The sequence below is a fragment of the Mesorhizobium sp. 1M-11 genome, assembly GCF_001303895.1.
Classification (GTDB): Bacteria; Pseudomonadota; Alphaproteobacteria; order Rhizobiales; family Rhizobiaceae; genus Mesorhizobium.
Map to the genome: position 1 here is coordinate 497,006 of NZ_LJSD01000011.1, position 18,071 is coordinate 515,076.

20 protein-coding genes are annotated in these 18,071 nt (G+C 62.9%); 13 read left to right on the forward strand and 7 right to left on the reverse strand.

From position 1 onward, the window contains the following. Window positions 1–46 precede the first annotated feature (46 nt). Window positions 47–973, forward strand: coding sequence for an ABC transporter ATP-binding protein (locus AO692_RS06180; RefSeq protein ID WP_054309466.1), 927 nt, complete (start codon window positions 47–49; stop codon window positions 971–973). Continuing rightward, entirely contained in the window at window positions 970–1,731 is a 762-nt protein-coding gene (locus AO692_RS06185) for an ABC transporter permease (RefSeq protein WP_054309144.1), read from the forward strand. Before AO692_RS06180 ends, AO692_RS06185 begins: the two co-directional genes overlap by 4 nt. Window positions 1,732–1,743: 12 nt before the next feature. On the opposite strand, the gene AO692_RS06190 is transcribed toward AO692_RS06185, so the two are convergent. After that, window positions 1,744–2,784, reverse strand: a complete 1,041-nt coding sequence (locus AO692_RS06190; RefSeq protein WP_054309145.1) for a phosphatidylglycerol lysyltransferase domain-containing protein — start codon at window positions 2,782–2,784, stop codon at window positions 1,744–1,746. A 158-nt stretch (window positions 2,785–2,942) separates the two neighbouring features. On the opposite strand from AO692_RS06190, the gene AO692_RS06195 reads away from it, so the two are divergent. Next, window positions 2,943–4,073 (forward strand): NAD(P)/FAD-dependent oxidoreductase, encoded by a 1,131-nt coding sequence (locus AO692_RS06195; RefSeq protein ID WP_054309146.1) that lies wholly within the window; start codon window positions 2,943–2,945, stop codon window positions 4,071–4,073. 50 nt (window positions 4,074–4,123) lie between these two features. On the opposite strand, the gene AO692_RS06200 is transcribed toward AO692_RS06195, so the two are convergent. Continuing rightward, window positions 4,124–6,130: a PhoX family phosphatase gene (locus AO692_RS06200; RefSeq protein WP_054309147.1), complete on the reverse strand. Its 2,007-nt coding sequence runs from the start codon at window positions 6,128–6,130 to the stop codon at window positions 4,124–4,126. A gap of 106 nt (window positions 6,131–6,236) precedes the next feature. Next, window positions 6,237–7,061 carry an alpha/beta hydrolase gene (locus tag AO692_RS06205; RefSeq protein WP_054309148.1) on the reverse strand — a complete coding sequence of 275 codons (825 nt, stop codon included), beginning with the start codon at window positions 7,059–7,061 and terminating at the stop codon, window positions 6,237–6,239. Window positions 7,062–7,203: 142 nt separating this feature from the next. On the opposite strand from AO692_RS06205, the gene AO692_RS06210 reads away from it, so the two are divergent. From AO692_RS06210 to sigJ, 8 genes are all read left to right on the forward strand, one after another. After that, window positions 7,204–7,392, forward strand: a complete 189-nt coding sequence (locus AO692_RS06210; protein ID WP_054309149.1) for a hypothetical protein — start codon at window positions 7,204–7,206, stop codon at window positions 7,390–7,392. Window positions 7,393–7,483: 91 nt separating this feature from the next. Next, entirely contained in the window at window positions 7,484–7,822 is a 339-nt protein-coding gene (locus AO692_RS06215; protein WP_054309150.1) for a hypothetical protein, read from the forward strand. 61 nt (window positions 7,823–7,883) lie between these two features. Continuing rightward, a complete protein-coding gene (locus AO692_RS06220; protein WP_054309151.1) occupies window positions 7,884–8,582 on the forward strand; it encodes a phosphatase PAP2 family protein in 699 nt (232 codons plus the stop codon). A 92-nt stretch (window positions 8,583–8,674) separates the two neighbouring features. Then, window positions 8,675–8,926: a helix-turn-helix transcriptional regulator gene (locus AO692_RS06225; protein WP_054309152.1), complete on the forward strand. Its 252-nt coding sequence runs from the start codon at window positions 8,675–8,677 to the stop codon at window positions 8,924–8,926. 198 nt (window positions 8,927–9,124) lie between these two features. Beyond that, window positions 9,125–10,840 (forward strand): SulP family inorganic anion transporter, encoded by a 1,716-nt coding sequence (locus AO692_RS06230; RefSeq protein WP_054309153.1) that lies wholly within the window; start codon window positions 9,125–9,127, stop codon window positions 10,838–10,840. A 90-nt stretch (window positions 10,841–10,930) separates the two neighbouring features. Next, the gene (locus AO692_RS06235) at window positions 10,931–11,302 is read left to right on the forward strand and encodes a hypothetical protein (RefSeq protein ID WP_054309154.1); all 372 of its coding nucleotides are present in this window, start codon (window positions 10,931–10,933) and stop codon (window positions 11,300–11,302) included. Further along, complete coding sequence (locus AO692_RS06240; RefSeq protein ID WP_054309155.1) at window positions 11,302–11,862, forward strand: hypothetical protein; 561 nt, start codon at window positions 11,302–11,304, stop codon at window positions 11,860–11,862. The genes AO692_RS06235 and AO692_RS06240 overlap by 1 nt, the downstream gene beginning before the upstream one ends. Next, on the forward strand, window positions 11,855–12,730 hold the full coding sequence (sigJ, locus tag AO692_RS06245) for an RNA polymerase sigma factor SigJ (protein WP_054309156.1): 876 nt from the start codon (window positions 11,855–11,857) through the stop codon (window positions 12,728–12,730). Before AO692_RS06240 ends, sigJ begins: the two co-directional genes overlap by 8 nt. Window positions 12,731–12,777: 47 nt before the next feature. Here sigJ and AO692_RS06250 read toward each other — a convergent pair whose 3' ends face one another. The 3 genes from AO692_RS06250 to AO692_RS06260 all read right to left on the reverse strand — a co-directional run bounded on the left by AO692_RS06250 (window position 12,778) and on the right by AO692_RS06260 (window position 15,485). Next, the gene (locus AO692_RS06250) at window positions 12,778–13,713 is read right to left on the reverse strand and encodes a CHAD domain-containing protein (RefSeq protein WP_054309157.1); all 936 of its coding nucleotides are present in this window, start codon (window positions 13,711–13,713) and stop codon (window positions 12,778–12,780) included. Continuing rightward, window positions 13,710–14,183, reverse strand: coding sequence for a CYTH domain-containing protein (locus tag AO692_RS06255; RefSeq protein ID WP_054309158.1), 474 nt, complete (start codon window positions 14,181–14,183; stop codon window positions 13,710–13,712). The genes AO692_RS06250 and AO692_RS06255 overlap by 4 nt, the downstream gene beginning before the upstream one ends. A gap of 78 nt (window positions 14,184–14,261) precedes the next feature. Beyond that, window positions 14,262–15,485, reverse strand: a complete 1,224-nt coding sequence (locus AO692_RS06260) for an MFS transporter (protein ID WP_054309159.1) — start codon at window positions 15,483–15,485, stop codon at window positions 14,262–14,264. A 103-nt stretch (window positions 15,486–15,588) separates the two neighbouring features. Here AO692_RS06260 and AO692_RS06265 point away from each other — a divergent pair, with 103 nt between their 5' ends. Further along, window positions 15,589–16,497, forward strand: coding sequence for a LysR family transcriptional regulator (locus tag AO692_RS06265; protein ID WP_054309160.1), 909 nt, complete (start codon window positions 15,589–15,591; stop codon window positions 16,495–16,497). Between the two features lie 44 nt (window positions 16,498–16,541). On the opposite strand, the gene AO692_RS06270 is transcribed toward AO692_RS06265, so the two are convergent. After that, window positions 16,542–17,234: an alpha/beta hydrolase gene (locus tag AO692_RS06270; protein ID WP_054309161.1), complete on the reverse strand. Its 693-nt coding sequence runs from the start codon at window positions 17,232–17,234 to the stop codon at window positions 16,542–16,544. A 130-nt stretch (window positions 17,235–17,364) separates the two neighbouring features. Between AO692_RS06270 and AO692_RS06275 the strand changes: the two genes are divergently transcribed. Further along, window positions 17,365–18,051: a CerR family C-terminal domain-containing protein gene (locus AO692_RS06275; RefSeq protein WP_054309162.1), complete on the forward strand. Its 687-nt coding sequence runs from the start codon at window positions 17,365–17,367 to the stop codon at window positions 18,049–18,051. The last annotated feature ends 20 nt before the right edge of the window (window positions 18,052–18,071 follow it).

Consider the following 18,071-nt stretch of genomic DNA (forward strand, 5'->3'; position numbering starts at 1 on the left):
ATTCAGGCGCACAAGGCAAATCCTTTCCAATCAGACCTTTTTCATCATGCAATCCGTCATCTCCGTTTCCGGTGTCTCGAAAACCTATGCCACCGGCTTCAGCGCGCTGAAGAACATCAATCTCGACATCAGGCGTGGCGAAATCTTCGCTCTTCTCGGCCCCAACGGCGCCGGCAAGACGACGCTGATCTCGATCATCTGCGGCATCGTCAACCGCTCGGGCGGCACGGTCACCGTGGACGGTCACGACATCTCGAGCGACTATCGCGCCGCGCGCAGCCTGATCGGGCTGGTGCCGCAGGAACTCACGGTGGAATCCTTCGAAACGGTGCGCTCGGTGATGGCGTTCAGCCGCGGCCTGTTCGGCAAGCCGGCCGACCCTGCCTTCATCGAAAAGGTCCTCAAGGACCTGTCGCTGTGGGAAAAGCGCGATTCCAAGATCATCACCCTCTCCGGCGGCATGAAGCGCCGCGTGATGATCGGCAAGGCGTTGTCGCATGAGCCGAAGATCCTGTTTCTCGACGAGCCGACCGCCGGCGTCGACGTGGAACTGCGCAAGGACATGTGGGCGCTGGTGCGCACCTTGCGGGAATCCGGCGTCACCATCATCCTCACTACGCACTATATCGAGGAAGCCGAGGAGATGGCCGACCGGGTCGGCGTCATCAACAAGGGCGAGATCATCCTGGTGGAGGAAAAGGCGGAGCTGATGCGCAAGCTCGGCCGCAAGCTGCTGAAGCTCGAATTGCGCAATCCCCTCACCGCCGTGCCGGCCGGCTTCGAAACCTACAATCTCGAGCTTTCGCCCGACGGCAGCAGGCTTACCTATACCTATGACAACCAGGCGGAACGGCCAGGTGTCGCCTCGCTGATCCGCGACCTCGACCAGGCCGGCATCCAGTTCCGCGATCTCGACACCGAAAACAGTTCGCTGGAGGAGATCTTCGTCTCCCTGGTGAGGAGGCAGTCATGAACCATCGCGCCGTCTGGGCGATCTACAAGGTGGAGATGGCGCGCACGCTGCGCACCATCATGCAGAGCGTGATCTCGCCGGTCATTTCGACCTCGCTCTATTTCGTGGTGTTCGGCGCCGCGATCGGCTCGCGCATCACCGAGGTCAACGGTGTGAGCTACGGCGCCTTCATCGTGCCAGGGTTGATCATGTTGACGCTGCTCACCCAGTCGATCTCCAACGCTTCCTTCGGCATCTACTTCCCGAAATTCGTCGGCACGATCTTCGAGCTCCTGTCGGCGCCGGTCTCCTATCTGGAGGTCGTCGTCGCCTATGTCGGGGCGGCGGCCACAAAGTCGATCGGCATCGGCTTGATCATCCTGGCCACAGCCTCGCTCTTCGTCGATCTCAACATCGAGCATCCGTTCTGGATGCTGGGCTTCCTGGTGCTGACGGCTGTGACTTTCAGCCTGTTCGGCTTCATCATCGGCATCTGGGCCAATGGTTTCGAACAGTTGCAGCTGATTCCGCTGCTGGTGGTGACGCCGCTCACCTTCCTCGGAGGTTCGTTCTATTCCATCGACATGCTGCCGGGCGTCTGGCGCACGATCTCGCTGTTCAATCCGGTCGTCTATCTGGTCAGCGGCTTCCGCTGGGCCTTCTTCGGCCATTCCGACGTGGCGGTGGAGATCAGTCTCGGCATCACGCTGGCGTTCCTGGTGCTGTGCATCGGCGTCGTCGGCTGGATCTTCAAGACCGGATACCGGCTGAGAACGTAACAGCAGCGCTCCTCAAATCGCCTTCAGCAATCTCAGCAGAGCCAGCATGCCACTGGCGGTACCGCGCTTGAACGCGATATAGGCCGGTTCCTCCACGCCGTGAAAACGGCGCTTGAAGGCAGCCTGCCCCTGCAGGTTGAAGCGATGGCGGTTGACCAGCCTGGAATCGAACGCCCGACTGAAGGCGCCGCGCCAGAACGTGCTTTCGGGAAAGCCGCTCGGCGCCATATCCGCCAGCGGCGACAGGCCCAGCGTCACCGACGAAATGCCCTCCTCACGGAACCGGTCGACCGCGAATTTGGTAAGGCCGATCTCGGCATGTGGGGTGGCGCCGGCCAGCTTGCGCTTGAAAGCGGTGGTGTAGCCCGTGACCTTGCCATCTCTGGAGATCGGATCGAAATCGAGCAAGGCGGTCAGTTTGTTGTCCGGGTCCAGCAGCACGAAACGGCGCATGCCGGGACCGGGCAGGATTGGGAACGGCCGGTTGAGGAAAGCCATCTCACGCCGCGCGACGATGCGGCCGGATCGCCATTCATCGGAAAGGCGGCGCACCTCGTCGGCATCGACCAGCCCACCCTCGTCCTCGGTCAGCGTATAACCCTTCTTGACCAGCCAGCGTTCGGAGTAACGCACGGTTTCATTGGGTTTGCCGGAGAAATCATGCGCCGGCAGCGGCAACCGCGTGTCGTAGCCGATGCGGCTGACCTGATAACCGAGGCCGGACAGGATTTTCGCCGTCGCCTCGCCGATCTGCACGAACCAGGGCGAACTGGCTATCTCGACGAAGCGGCAAATCAGCGCGGCGCGATCGGCATCGCCGACGACCGGATCGGCCAGCGCATAATGGCGGCCCATCATCGTCTGAAATGCGACGTAGCCGTTTTCATCGCCGAAATAAGACAGCAGCGGCTGCGTGGCCGTCGAATAGGCAAGCGAGAAATCGCCGTGCTGTGCGAGCATTTCCAGCCGCTTGGCAAGCGACAGGCTGGCGCGCGGCACAGCGGCAGCGCGGTCGTCGAGGAAGCGGTCTATGCTCTTGCGGAGCGAGCCCATGAATTACGCCCAGATGATACCCGAAGACGGCCCATCGATCCGTCTTCCGAATCAACAAGCCGCTGCCACCCCTCAACCCTCTCTTGCCATATCGCCGTCGGTGCCACATAGCGCAATCAAGTTGCGGCTGGGATGTCGCGAAAGGATTTGGTGGAAATATGACCGAAACGATCGAAGAGGTGATCGTGATCGGCGCCGGTGCCGCCGGACTGGCGACGGCCGACGCGCTGGCCCGGCATGGCATCAAGGCCAGCGTGCTCGAAAAGGAAGCCCATATCGCCGAACCGTGGCGGCAGCGCCACGAGCGGCTGGCGCTCAACACGCATCGCGACATGTCCTATCTTCCGGGCATGCCCTATCCCAAGGGTGTGCCGGCCTTTCCGCCCAAGGCTGCCGTCATTGCCTATCTCGAACGCTATGCCGAAGAACGCAACATCGCGGTCGAATTCGGCACCGAAGTCGAGCGTGTCGCCCGCGAAGGCGACCACTGGGCGGTTCGCACCAATAAAGGCACCCGCCGCGCCAGGAACGTCGTGGTCGCCACCGGCCACGACAAAGTACCGTGGATGCCGGACTGGCCAGGGGCCTCGGAGTACAGAGGGCGCCTGATCCATGCCGCGCAGTTCGGCAGTCCCAAGGATTACGAAGGCAAAAGCGTGCTGGTGATCGGCGCCGGCAATTCCGGTTTCGACGCGCTGAACTATCTGATCGGCGCCAAAACGGCCATGATCCATCTCGCTGCCCGTGCAGGCCCATCCATCCTGCCCAAACGGATCGGCAAGATCGCCGTGCAACGCTTTTCGAGGATCACCAACGCGCTGCCGATCCCGCTCGGCAATTTCGTGGTGGCGCTGGTGCAGCGCCTGTTGTTCGGAGACCTTCGCAAGCTTGGCTTCGCGCCGGTAAAGAAAGGTGGCATCAGCCGGCTGAAGGAAGATCACGTCGCGATCGCCGCCGACGACGGCGCGATCGCCGCCATCAAGGCCGGCCGTATCAAGGTCGTGGCTCCCGTAACCGGCTTCAAGCCGGAGCATGTCGTGCTGGCCGACGGAACGAAGGTCAAGGCCGATATCGTCATCGCCGCCACCGGTTACCGCACCGGGCTGGACAAGATGCTGGACGGCCTCGGCGTGGTGGACGACAAGGGCAAGCCGAAGGTCAATGGGGCTGAACCGGGTGGCCAGCCGGGCCTGTGGTTCATTTCGATGCAGCCGAGCATCGTCGGCCACTTCTACGCCGCAGGCCAGGAAGCGAAGGCCATCGCGGCGAAGATCGCCGGCCGGAAATAGCCGCGGGGGAAGCCTTTGCCACCCCTGCGCGGTGTCGGTGGTGGAATTCGCTAAACTCCGATCTTGCCGCCATCCTGCTTGGTGATGGCAACGACCGAAGGTCGTACAGGCATATCCGGCTTGAAGTCCGGCCAGCGGGTGGACAGGTCCTCATAGTAGGACGGCCGGCCGAACGGCTCCCAGTCGGTACCGCCGTCGCCCGGATGCTGTACGGCGACGAAAGCGGTCTTGTCGTCCGGCGCAAACTGCGGGCCGCACATTTCCGCCCCGACCGGCACGCGGAAGAACAGCTTGGAGGTGGCCCGCGCCGGCCCCTCGGTGTCGACCGCCCAAAGACCGTCGGTGCGGCCGGTTTCCTTGGCATTGTTGCCGTCGGTGGCCACCCACAGCCGGCCGGCTGAATCGACGGCGCAATTGTCCGGCATGCCGAACCAGCCGTTGGCGGTCGTGGCGGTGGAGAAGGAGGCGCCGACATCGGCCACCGAGGGATCGCCGCATTTCAGCAGGACTTCCCACTTGCCCTTGGTCGCGGCGAAGTCACCGCCGTCCTCGGCGATCTCGATCATATGGCCGAAGGCGTTCTTGGCGCGCGGATTGGCGGCATCGACCTGGTCGTCCTTGCGCTTGGTGTTGTTGGTCAGCATCACATAGACCTTGCCGTTGACGGCATTGGGCTGGATGTCCTCGGGACGATCCATCTTGGTGGCACCAAGCAGGTCGGCGGCACGGCGCGTTTCGATCAGCACGTCGGCCTGGCTGTTGAAGCCGTTCTCGGCGGTCAGCGGCCCTTGGCCAAAAACGATGGGCAGCCACTCGACACCGCCGTCCTCGGCGAACTTGGCGACATGGAGCGTGCCTTCGTCGAGCAGATCCTTGTTGGCGGCCGGATTGGCCGGATCGAACTTGCCCGCGGTGACGAATTTGTAGACATAGTCGAAACGCTCGTCGTCGCCGAGATAGAAGACGACGCGGCCATCCTTGGCCACGATCGATTCCGCGCCTTCATGCTTGAAACGGCCAAGCGCGGTGCGCTTCTTCGGCATCGAGTTCGGATCGGTAACATCGACCTCGACGATCCAGCCGAAGCGGTTCGCCTCGTTCGGTTCCTTGGCAAGGTCGAAACGGTCGTAGTGGGCACCCCACTCGTAGGCCCCCTCCGGTATGCCGAGCCGCTTGTAGTTCTCGGTTTCCTTGTGGCCCTCCGGCAATGCGCCGGAGAAATAGCCGTGGATATTCTCCTCAGCCATCACGTAGGTGCCCCAGGGCGTGACACCGCCGGCGCAATTGTTGACGGTGCCCAGCACCTTGGTACCCGATGGATCGGCATTGGTCTTGACGCGGTCATGACCGGCGACCGGGCCGGAGAGCGCCATTTCGGTGTTCGCGGTGACGCGGCGATTCAGCTTGCCGTCACGCACGACCTGCCATTTGCCGCCTTCCTTGCGGATCTCGACGATGGTGCCGCCATGCGCGGCCATCTCGACATCGACCTGATCCTTGGTAAGTGGCGCAAGTTCCAGCGCCTTCTTGCCATCCTTTTCCACCACCTTGACGATGCCCGGGAACATCAAATGCGGGTTGGTATATTCGTGATTGACCACCAGCAGCCCATGCTCAGGCGAGCCTTCCAGCGGGATATAACCGACGAAATCGTTGTTGTAGCCGAACTGCCTGGCCTGGGCCTCGGCCGTTTGCTTGGTCGGATCGAAGGCTGGAGCGTCGGCAAACAGCGGATCGCCCCAGCGCAGGAGCACGTCGGCGTCGTAGCCGGCGGCGACATGGTGCTTGTCGTCGATGCCTGCCTCGACCTCGTCGAAGGTAAAGGCCGACCCGCCCTCAGCCGCCCGCGCCTCGTCGGCGCTCATCAGGGCAAGCGGACTGACGGTGACGGCAATGGCCGAAACGGCGAGCGAGCCCTTCAGGAAACCGCGGCGCGAGAAACGCGCGGCAATGATCTCGCCCATGGTGCGGTTGTCGGTCGGATTGATCGCCGGACCTTCATTTTCTTCGAGCAGGCTGGTGCGAAAACGAATCTCGTCTTGCGGCTGGTCCGACATGGCTGACCTCTGGCTGTTCGGGTTGGCTGGGCTGCGTGTCCGAAACCTGCGTAGCGGCCGGGCTTAACAGTTTCATGACGCAGGACGCGTCCAGCCCCGCCCGTCATCAGCCCTTGTCTGACAGAAATGCGTTCAACCGAGCCAGAACACGGTCAGGTGCCTCCAGTTGAGGCAGATGGCCGACACCCGCGAGCGTGTCGAACGACGCCTGTGGGATGAGGCGGTGAAGCGCCCGGCCCCTTTCCAGAGGAATCCAGGGATCGTCCTCGCCCCAGATGATCGCAACCGAACAGCGGATATCACCGAACATCGGCTCGACCTCGGCCGTGTATCGCTCATCGGCCTGTGCGAATTGCCGATAGAAACTCTGCCGCCCCGCCTCTCCAAGCCAGGGTTCGACCAGCGTCTTGAAATCTCCCGGTTCGATGCCATTGGCGATTGCCCCCTTGATATAGGCCTCTACCACCGCCCGATGGATGTGCGGCGGCAGGCCAAGAAATGCATCCACGTGGCGGCCGACGTGATCGAAGAATTCCGAACCCCATGGCCGCATGGCGACGACATTCATCAACACATAGCGCCCATAGTCGCAGCCGTGCAGCAGATGGGCACGCAGCGTTGTCGCGCCGCCGAAATCATGGGCGATAACGACAGGGCTTTCGAGGCGCCAATGCGCCAGCATCTCGGCGAACACCTGTCCCTGCACATCGAGCGAGGTGCGCTGCGTGGCGCTCTTCTCCGATCGACCATAGCCCGGCATATCGTACCAGTGGACACGATAGTGTCCGGCCAGCGCGGGAATGATCCGATGCCAGGAAAAGGACGACCACGGCCAGCCATGCGCCAGCACAAGATCCGGGCCGATGCCGGCCCGACCGGCTGCCACTCGTCCCGCCGACGTCGGCACGATCTCATCAAGTTTCCACGACATAGCGCCATCCTGCAGGGTTCGAAGACTCGCTGGCAGGGTGCAGGAAGCGCAATTTTGAATCAAATACCGCCTCCGGAATTTCCGTTCCCGCAACCGAATCGTTCCATGCTTTCAACGGCGGTGGGTAAAGAACGGAGCACCGATGAACAGTGATTTTGCCGCCGCGCGCCTGCATCTCGAACGGGCAAGCCACTACCTGCGCGGGAACGACCAGACCAGCAAGAAAGCCTGCGAGGCGCTGGACATTCTGATCGAAGCCATCGTCACGGCCCAGCACACCAAACCGAAAGGCCAGGTGATCGAGTTTCCGAAGACGGTTCAGCTGCGCTAACCCGCCGTGCCAGATGCTGCGCACTTGACCAGCGCCCGCCGTTGGGAAACAAGCTTGCGCAGTGGGTATTCGGGCTTGGCGGAGGCTATCGGTGAACGTGTTCGGCATGGCGCAACTCGGTGTCTCCACCGTGATCTTCCTGGCTGCCGCGACGGCGGCCAAGCAATGGGCGCTGGCGCCGAGCCTCGGCAAGATCGCCGTCACGCTGGCGCTCTACACGCTCGGCAATCTGATCATGCTGAAGCTGATCCGCGACTTCGGCATGTCGATTTCCCTGAGCCTGTCGGCTGTCATCCAACTGGTGGCCGTGAACGCCGTGGCGCTGGCATTCTTCGGCGAGCGACTCACCACCATCCAGGCTGTTGGCGTGGCACTGGCAATCGTCGCCGTCGCGCTCGTCACGCTGGGGCCTTATTTGCAAGGCCGATGACAGCGATGCCGGGATTGGATAATGCCGGCCTCCTTCGACAACCGGCATTACGGCAGGATTGATGCGCAAAACCATTTCGACGCTTTACGACCGGATCGAGTTTCCGGTGCTCCTGGCAGGCATCATCGTGGCCGGCGGGCTTTGGGGTTTCGTCGAACTGATGGAAGTCGCACGCGATACCGCCCCGCACACGTTCGACACGCAAATCCTGCTTGCTTTCCGCGAGGCGGGCGACCCCGGCAATCCGATCGGTTCACCGCGCTTCGAAGGTGCGGTGCGCGACATCACCGCGCTCGGCAGTGCTGTCGTGCTGACGTTGATCACCGCAGCCACCATTGTCTATTTCCTGCTCATCAAGCGCTGGACGACCGCGCTGTTCGTGCTGGCGGCGGTCGGCGGCGGCCAGATCCTGGCCACACTGCTCAAATTCGGCATCGATCGGCCACGGCCCGACCTCGTATCGAAACTCGCCGTCGAAACCTCGCTTTCCTTCCCATCCGGCCACGCCATGCTCTCGGCGGTCACCTACCTGACGCTCGGCACGCTGGCGGCGCGTTTCCTGCCCGGCCATGTCACCAAGATCTATGTCTTCGTGCTCGCGGTTCTGTTGACGCTGATGGTGGGCGTGTCGCGCCTCTATCTCGGCGTCCATTGGCCGTCCGACGTGCTGGCGGGCTGGTGCGCGGGTTTCGCCTGGGCCATGCTGTGCTGGCTGGCGGCGCGCTTCATGCCGCGCGGCCACAACGGCGAAACGAGTTGAGTTAAGGTATTTTCAATCCATATTCATGTTTGACACATCATTATGAAAGTATCATACATTCGTACTGCAGACTCAGACGGGAGTTCTGACCGGTGATTACCGCTGCACAGATGCGTGCGGCGCGGGCACTGGCCGGCATCGACCAGAAGACGCTCGCCGAGCGCGCCGGCGTTTCGCTGCCGACCATCCAGCGCATGGAAGCCAGCGACGGCGTGGTACGGGGCGTGGTCGACACGCTGATGAAGGTCATCCAGGCACTTAACGAGGCCGGGGTGGAATTGATCGGCGACAACCAGGCCAGCGATCGCGGCGGCAGGGGCGTGCGGCTGAAGAACTCCGTATAGGATTTCCCGGTCCGGGTCGGCTTTGAGCAGTTCCAGGAAAAGCGTGCAACGGTTTTCCGTCCAGAATTGCGTAAAAACAAAGGGTTAGTGCGTTTCCGCGAAAAACGGAAACGCTCTAGGGTTCGCGACGGCGACCGCCGACTTTCCGCAAGATCATTGCGATGCCGACGATGCCGCCGCTTTTGCGGAAGGCATGCCATGGATCAGCTCCGTCGCCGGCAGGCACACAAGGCCAGGCCGACATTTTCCGAACTGTTCACGCCGAAACTGATGACGGTATTGCGCGAGGGCTACCGTTTGCCTCAACTGCGCGCCGATGCACTGTCGGGGCTGACCGTCGCCATCGTGGCGCTGCCGCTTTCCATGGCGATCGCGATTGCCTCCGGCGTGACTCCGGAGCGCGGTCTGTTCACGGCGATCGTCGGCGGTTTCATCGTCTCGGCGCTCGGCGGCAGCCGTTTCCAGATCGGCGGGCCTGCCGGTGCCTTCATCGTGCTTGTGGCCTCCACCGCCGATCGGCAGGGTCTGGACGGGCTCCTGCTCGCCACGATGATGGCCGGCATATTCCTGCTCGCCATCGGCTATCTGAGGCTCGGCACCTATATTAAATATATCCCCTATCCGGTGACGGTCGGTTTCACCGCCGGCATCGCTGTCATCATCTTTTCCGGCCAGATCGTCGAGTTGCTGGGTCTCAAACTGCCCGGCAAGGAACCCGGTCCTTTCGTCCCGAAACTGATGGCGTTGTGGGAGGCCGGCGGCACGCTGAACCCATCCGCGGCCGGTATCGCCCTTCTGTCCATCGTCACCGTGATGGCTCTGAAGAAATGGCGCCCGCATTGGCCCGGCATGCTGGTGGCGGTCGCCTTGGCTTCCCTTGTGGTGGCGCTTTTTGCCCTGCCCGCCGACACGATCGGCTCGCGCTACGGCGGCATTCCGCGCAGCTTGCCCTTGCCCGCTCTGCCGGCCATGAGCCTCGACAAGGCGATTGCCGTGCTGCCGGATGCAATTGCGTTCGCCCTGCTCGGCGCCATCGAATCCCTGCTGTCGGCGGTGGTGGCCGACGGCATGACCGGGCGCCGCCACCGCTCCAACTGCGAACTGGTGGCGCAAGGCTTTGCCAATATCGGCTCGGCATTGTTCGGCGGCATCTGCGTCACCGGCACCATCGCGCGCACCGCCACCAATGTGCGCGCCGGCGCATACGGACCGGTCTCGGGCATGCTGCACTCAGCCTTCCTGCTTCTGTTCATGCTGGTGGCAGCACCGCTTGCCAGCTACATCCCGCTGGCTGCGCTTGCCGGTGTGCTTGCCGTCGTTTGCTGGAACATGGTCGAGAAGCAGGCGATCGCAGTCTTGCTGCGCTCCTCCAGCGCGGATGCGCTGGTGCTTGCGGCAACGTTCCTGATCGTTGTCTTCCGCGACCTCACCGAAGGTATCGTCGTCGGCTTCGCACTGGGATCGGTGCTATTCATCGACCGCATGGCCAAGGCCGTGGCAATCGCCGAAAGCGAGCCACCATTGATTGCGGAGGATGTCGCCGACACCACCAATGGCGACCGCCGCGCCTACGACGCAAGCGAGGCCAGCGACCCCGACACGGTCGTGTATCGCATTTCCGGCGCCTTCTTCTTCGGCGCCGCCTCGACGGTGGCGGCCGTACTCGACCGCATCGCCGACCAGCGCAAGAACTTCATCCTCGACTGTTCCCAGGTGCCGCTGTTCGATTCCACCGCCGCCAATGTCATCGAAAGCACGGCGCACAAAGCCAGGAAGGCCGGCGTACGTTTCGTCATTGCCGGCGCCTCGCCGCAAACCCGGCGCATGCTGATCACCCACGGCGTCAAGCGCCCGCTGGTGACGTTCGCAGCTTCAGTGAAAGATGCAAAAGCGCAGTTGAGAGCCGACGCTTGACCCGTTTTCCCTAACGGTGGCCGCAAAAAACGTCTCGCTCGATGTCACACCTCCCCGGCCTATCCCGTCAAAGGCCCAAGGAGAAACGACATGCGAACCTTGCTTATCCTCATCGGCCTCTACCAGAGCGCCAACGGCGTCTTCATGCTGGGCGCACCCGCGCTTTGGTATGCCACCATTCCCGGTGTCACCGAAACCGGCCCTTCCAATCCGCATTTCATCCGCGACATCGGGCTTGCCTTCATCGCGGCGGGCGTCGGACTGTTCCTTGGCGCCTTCAAGTCCGATCGACGGACAGTCCTCGTCGCCTCCATCTTTCTCGGTGGTCATGCGCTGCTGCATCTCGCCGAGCTGCTGCACGGCACGACGCCGATGGACGCGCTGCGTGACATCGCGCTGATCGCAGTGCCTGGGCTCCTGCCTCTGGCCGCGCTCACCGCTCCCGAAAGGAGGATCGCCTGATGCTTGCCCTCCTGCTCAAACGTGCGTTCCGCAAATTCGGCGGACGCTACGGCTATGACACCGGCTACCTTGCAGAACTCGCTGATACAGACGCCACCGGCGCGCTCAAGGTTGCACTGGTTTCGTTCTTCACCGACCACCGCTTCGGACTGGAGGCCGCACCTTATTTTGCAGCGAAAATCACCGCGGCGCGACAGACCGATTGCGGCTCGTGCCTGAGGCTCACCATCGCCATGGCCCGCGAGGCCGGCGTGCCCATGCGCGATATCCGCGCCATGCTCCTGGACGGCGCGGAAAGCGCGCCGCGCAACATGGCGCTTGCCCGCCACTATGCCGAAGCCGTGCTGGCCAACGACCCGGCATTGTTGAATATCCTCGCAGCCTGCGAGGCACGCTGGGGCAAGAGAGGCGTGGCCGGGCTTGCAGCGGCGACGGTTTCAGGCTCCTTCTACCCGCTGCTCAAGCGAGGGCTCGGCCACGGCAACAGCTGCGAGCCGGTAATGGCCTGGCTGGCCGGCGAGGCGAAAGAGGAGGCAGTGCTGGAGACGATCGATGGCTGAGGATCCGCGGCTCGCCGCCTATCTCGGCGAACGCCACCGACTGACCCGGCTTGCCTACCGCTACCTCGGCTCGGCAAGCGAAGCAGAGGACATCGTGCAGGACGCCTGGCTGCGCTTCGCGGGTGTCGACGAGCCGGAGGATGCGCCCAGGCTGCTCTCGCGCATCGTCACCAATCTGTGCCTCGACCGGCTGCGCTCGGCGCAAATGCGGCGCGAAACTTATGTCGGGCCGTGGCTGCCGGAGCCGATCGTGGAACGGGCTGGTGCGGTCGAACCCAACACCAACGATGCGGCCCTCGACATCTCCTTTTCGGTGATGCGGGCGCTGGAGCGGCTGTCGCCGCTGGAGCGGGCGGCGCTCTTTTTACACGACCTCTATGACGTACCGTTCGAGGAGATCGCCGAGACGCTGAAACGCACGCCAGCCGCCTGCCGGCAGATGGCATCGCGTGCGCGCAAGATGCTCCGGCAGGACCAGAGCCGTTTCCCGGCCTCGAACGAGGACGTGGCCCGCTTCGTTGCCGTGTTCGAGAAAGCGATGCGCGGTGGCGACATCGAGCCCCTGAAGGCATTGCTGGCCGCGGATGTCGAATATGTCTCGGACGGCGGCGGCAAGGTCCTGGCGGCGACCAACGTGCTGCTGGGCAGCGATGCCGTGGCGAAATTCATGATCGGCGTGGCGCGCAAGAACCCGGATCCGGCGCACACCGTCGTGGCGCCCGCCGCCATCAACGGCGCGCCGGGGCTTGTCGTCACGATTGCCGGCAAGATCGAACAGACGATGAGTTTCGAGGTCAATGCCCGAGGTACGATCTCGGGCGTCTACGTGGTGCGCAACCCTGACAAGCTGGTGGATGTGAAGATGTGAGCGTCGGACCGGTATCCCGGCCTTGCGGGCACCGGATTCGATCGATCTCAAGCTGCCCAGAGCGTCGTCGTCGAAACGGCGGCGAATTGAAGCCGCAGCCGCTCGGTCAGTTTCGCAGTCTTGCGCTTCCAGTCATGTTCGAAAAGGGCGGCCGTGCCAGCCAGGCTTTCCTTGCGCAGGCGTTTCGCCTCGCGCTTCAAATCCTTTTCGATCGTCCTCAGCGCTTCGGGTGCGAGCTTGAATGCTTCGGCGTCCTTGCTCAATAACGCGCCGAAGACAGCGAGGTCGTTCAAATCCCCGAGCTTGCCGCCGAGCTTGTCCAGTGCCTTCCGGCGCGCCTTGTCCCCACCCGGCCACAGCTTGCCTACGAGATCGAGCTGGGCGGCATGAACCTTGACGGCCTTGCGCAGGTCGTGGAAATCCTCTTCCTTGCCGTGCGAACGGGCCTTGGTGAGCGCCTTCTTCGCGCGGTCGATGGCTGTTTGAACGCCTCGCGCAACGATAGCAGCCGAAGCATTTGGATCGGCCGGCAGGGACAGCGCACCGACCCTCAGTAGCCCCTGGCGGCATGTGGCCGTGGCCGCATCGATGACGGAAGCGAAGGTGGCGATGTCGCTCATCGCGGCATTGCGGCGCTCGACCAGGATGGCGCGAAGACCGGCATAGAGATCGGCGTGATGCGGATGCGCCTCTGCAAGCCGGTCGACGGTTTCGATCAGCGCGGTTGCCTCGCGCGGTCCTGCCAGGCTCGCCGCCACGTCGCGATAACGCGCATTCTCCGCCTTGAAGAAGGTCTCGTCGCCGGGGCGCACAAGGCGCAGCAGCGCCCGCACCGCCTTCAGCCGACGCCGGCATTTGTGCAGATGTTCCTCCGGCTCGGCATGCGCCCGCGCCAGATGGTCAAGCGCCAGATGGACATCCTGCCTCAGCAGCCGCATGGCGTCATTGGCCAGGGCCAGGTTCGGGTCAAGCCGCGCGCTCATGGCACCAGTTCCGGAAAACCGTTCAGCGCCAACGAAGCGTTGGAGAAACGCAATTCCCCCGTCACCTCCCGCCCGAGCCAGGCGGGCAGCAAGGCATCCGGCACGCTATCCTGCGTTTCGAGCTCGGCCACCTCGAGCCCGTCGAGCACGTCGTTGAAGACATCGACCTCGTACTCATAGCCGCAATGGCGCACATGATGACGGGTTTTGCGGATGATGTTGCCGATGGCGAAGGCCATCATCTCGCGCGCCTCGGCGAGCGGCACCGAATATTCGAACTCGTCGCGGACCCTCAAGTCCGATCCGAACTTCAGCGTCAGCTTGGCGGTCTTGCCGTCGCTGATGCGCATGCGGATCGAGCGTTCCGAGGAAATGGCCAGATAAAACTGGGTGATGGCGACGCTGCGCTCCACCGCCTTGCGCCAACCCTCGTCCCTTATCAGAAACTTGCGTTCGACTTCCTTGGCCATCACAGGGAATAAAGCGCGGCGGCGGCGGCAAATCAACCGCAATTGCGGGATGACGTGGCATGCACGCTGCAGGCATCGTCACTGCGCCGGGAAAAGACAATCGACAGCAAGCGCCGCCAGAGCTATCGCAATGCCGATGGTGCAAACCGCCGGCCAGCCACCCCATGCCCAGGCAAGACCGGCTATTGCCGAGCCAGCAGCGCCGCCAAGGAAGAACAGGCCGACAAACAAGCCGTTGAGACGGCCCCGCGCTTCCGGCTGCAGAAGGTTGATAACGCGCCGACCTAGCGTCTGGTCGCCCGTGACACCGACGTCGAGCAGAACGGCGCCGGCCCCCAACAGCAAGAGAGGCAAAAGCCAAGAACCGGATCGGGCCAGCCCCGCCCATGCCGACAGGGCGAAGGCGGCAAGCATGAGACAGTGCGAAAGGACTGTACCCTGCCGCGTCCAGCCATGATCGCCGGCGCGCCCGAACAGCGGCGTCACGACCGCACCGCCTGCGCCGGCAAGCGCAAAAAGAGCTATGCCGCGCTGACCGAGATCGAAGGGTGGTTCCGCCAGCCGAAGCGCCACGGATGTCCAGAACAGGCTGAATGCCGCCATCGAGAGGCTGGCCGTGAGGGAATGGCGCCGCAATTCAGGCTCGGAACGCAGCAGTTTCCAGAGCGAGGCAACCAGTGCCGGATATCCGGCATCGCCCGCGGGCCGTCGCCGCGGCAGCCGCATCGCCAAGACCGCGCCGAGCAGCAGCATCGCCGTGGCACTGGTGCCATAGAAGGCTCGCCATCCAAAGGTGTCGGCAATCAGGCTGGCAGCAGGACGCGCCAGAAGGATGCCGATCATCAGACCGCTCATCACATCGCCGATGATACGGCCGCGCCGCTCGGGTTCCGCCATGGACGCGGCGATGGGCACCAGGATCTGGATCGCCGAACAGGCCGCGCCGAGGACGAAAAGAACAGCCATCAGCAGACCCGCATTGGGCGCAAGCGTCGCGGCAATTGCCGCCAGCACAGCGCAGCCCAGCATCCGCAGCACAAGCGCACGGTTCTCCAACAGGTCGGCCAAGGGAACCAGGAAGAACAGTCCGGCCGCATAGCCAAGCAAGGTTGCCATTGCCACCAGCCCTCCCGTCCCCGTCCCGAAACCGAAGGCGGGGCCGATCAAGCCGACAAGGGTCTGCGGAGCAAAGAGATTCGTCACGATCACGCCGACGGCTACCGCGAACAGAAACACCTGCCAGCCCGTGATGGAGCCAGGACGCGCCACCCCGCAGGCTGCATCGGTGACGTTCGTGGACATGGAAGGGCTCCTTCGTATGACTCGCATATCGATGAGGAGCTTTATTCACAAACAGCATCATGATACAAATTGAAATAGTCGATAATGATTATGCGAGTTTCGCATGAATATTCATGACGTCGAAGCTTTTGTCGCCGTTGTCGAGACAGGCTCGATCATCGGAGCCTCGGCGCGGCTGAACCTGACCCAGCCGGGCGTGACGCGGCGCATCCAGAACCTGGAAGACAGGCTGAAGACGGCGCTTCTCGATCGCCAGTCGAAGCCGTTCAAACCGACCGCCGCCGGCCGGGAGGCTTATGAACATGGCCGCCGCGTGCTGCGCTCGCTGGACGATCTGAAGGCCGGCGTCTCACCAACCGGGGACATCGAGGGGGAATTCAGGCTCGGCATCATGCCTTATCTTTCCGATGCCGCACTTGCGGTTCCGATCGAGCGGCTGCGAACCGATTTCCCGAAACTGACGCTGCGCATCACATCCGGTTGGTCGCCACGCCTCATGGAACAGGTTCTGCGCAGCGAACTCGACGCGGCAGCACTTTGCCTGGCCGACGGCCTTCAGCCACCCGACGAACTTGTCAGCGAGGACCTTGGAACGCAGTCGGTGCTGCTCGTCGCGGCAGCCGATCTTCCATTGCCAAAGCCTGCGAGCCTGGAAGACCTGTCCAAATTCCCGTGGGTGATGAACGAGACCGGGTGCGGTTTTCGTGCCTTCATCCGCCGCCAGTTCGAGGCGGCGCGCCTGCCCTTCAATGTCGGCGTGGAGGCGTTGAGCGCGGATCTGCGCCTGTCGCTGGTGGCGCGCGGCCACGGCATCGGCATGGTGACGCCCGCCGCTTTGGCCGGAGGCCCGTGGCAGGATCGCGTCAAAGTCATCGAGGTTCGGGATTTTCGCCCCCTGGTGCGTGCATGGATGCTGCATCGCCCGCCTGCAGGTCGCCTCGCCCGCCCCATTGCGGTGTTTCGGGATGCGCTGCTCGACGGACTGAAGAGCCCTGCCCCTTTCACATCGTAGAGGTGCCGCAAGACAGGGTGCTTCACCCCGCCTTGCGGCTCAGATCATGCTCCGGTTCGTGCCGCCTCGTCGATGAGCGCAGCCACTTCGCCTGCCCTGGACGCCAGCGAAGCGTGACTTGCCTCCAATTCGACGATCTTCCTGGGTTGCATCCTTTCCGACATCATCTTCTGGTTTTCCGGATGGATCATGCGATCTTCCGTCGACAGCTGATACCAGACCGGCTTCTTCTTCCAGGCCGGTGCGGTGATTGCATCGCCGAAAGTCGAACCAATGGGCGCCTTTTGCGTCACCGCCATCACCAGAGCCTCGTCCGCAGTCAGATCCTGACAGAAGCTCTCCTGGAATTTCTCGGACTTGATCCAGAGATAACCGTCGCTGTCGGGAGCGATGTTGGGGAAGGCCGCGGGCGGCTTGCCTTGACTGATGGCACCAGGGCTTTCGCCGGCATCCGGCGCGAAAGCTGCGATGTAGACCAGCCCAATCACGTTGGGCAGATCGCCGCATTCGGTGATGACGGCACCGCCATAGGAATGGCCGACAAGAAGCACGGGACCTTCGATCTGCTTGACCATCTTGCGTGTACGTTCAGCATCATCGGCAAGGGAGGTCAGCGGCATTTCCACTGCATGCAGATCACTGTGCCCCAGTTTCGAGAGCTCGATGATCGCTTTGCTCCAGTGGGCGGCACCGCCCCAGAAACCATGGACGAGTACGACAGTAGGCAATGAAGACATGGCTCATTTCCTTCTTCCCTGTGCCCATTCCGGGGACGGGGGATATCGAATGGGCGTGAGGAAGAGTTCCAGAGGCGATAGTCACATGCAATACAATTGACATTAATCAATCGATTGATTAAAAACCAGCATGGTAAATTCTTCTTCGTCGCGCCAAAATCCGCCTTCACCCGCCGACATGACAAAGGCGGCATTGGTGCGCGCAGCACTCAAGCTGTTCGGCCGCCAAGGCTATGACGGCACCTCCACGCGGGAAATTGCTGCCGCCGCCAAGGCCAATATCGGCTCGATCGCCTATCATTTTGGCGGCAAGGAGGGCCTGCGGGCGGCCGTCGCCGATCATATCGTCGAGACAATCCATTCGATCGCCAACCAGGCGTTGGGCGGCCTTTCCGGTCCTGATCCCGCTGCGCTGACAGCGGAGGTCGCTCGCGATCAATTGAAGGCCACGCTGCAGGGCATGGTTACCTTCATCGTCGCGCGCCCCGAAGCGGGCGAGATCGTGCAGTTCATGCTGAGGGAGCTCTCCGACCCGACCCCGACGCTCGACCGCATCTATGCCGGCCTGTTTGAGCCGACGCACAGAAGACTTTGTCTCATCTGGGAGCGCGCCACCGGCGAGCCGGCCGAAAGCGAGGCGACGCGGCTGACCATCTTCTCGCTGATCGGACAGACGGTCTATTTCCGCATCGGCCGCGAACCGGTGATGCGCCGCATGGGCTGGACAGCGATCGGCGAAGACGAAGCCGGCAAGATCGTCGCCACGCTGCACGCCAATCTCGATGCGATGCTGAACGCCAGGGGGAACAAGCCATGAAGCTGGAGATTTCGCACACG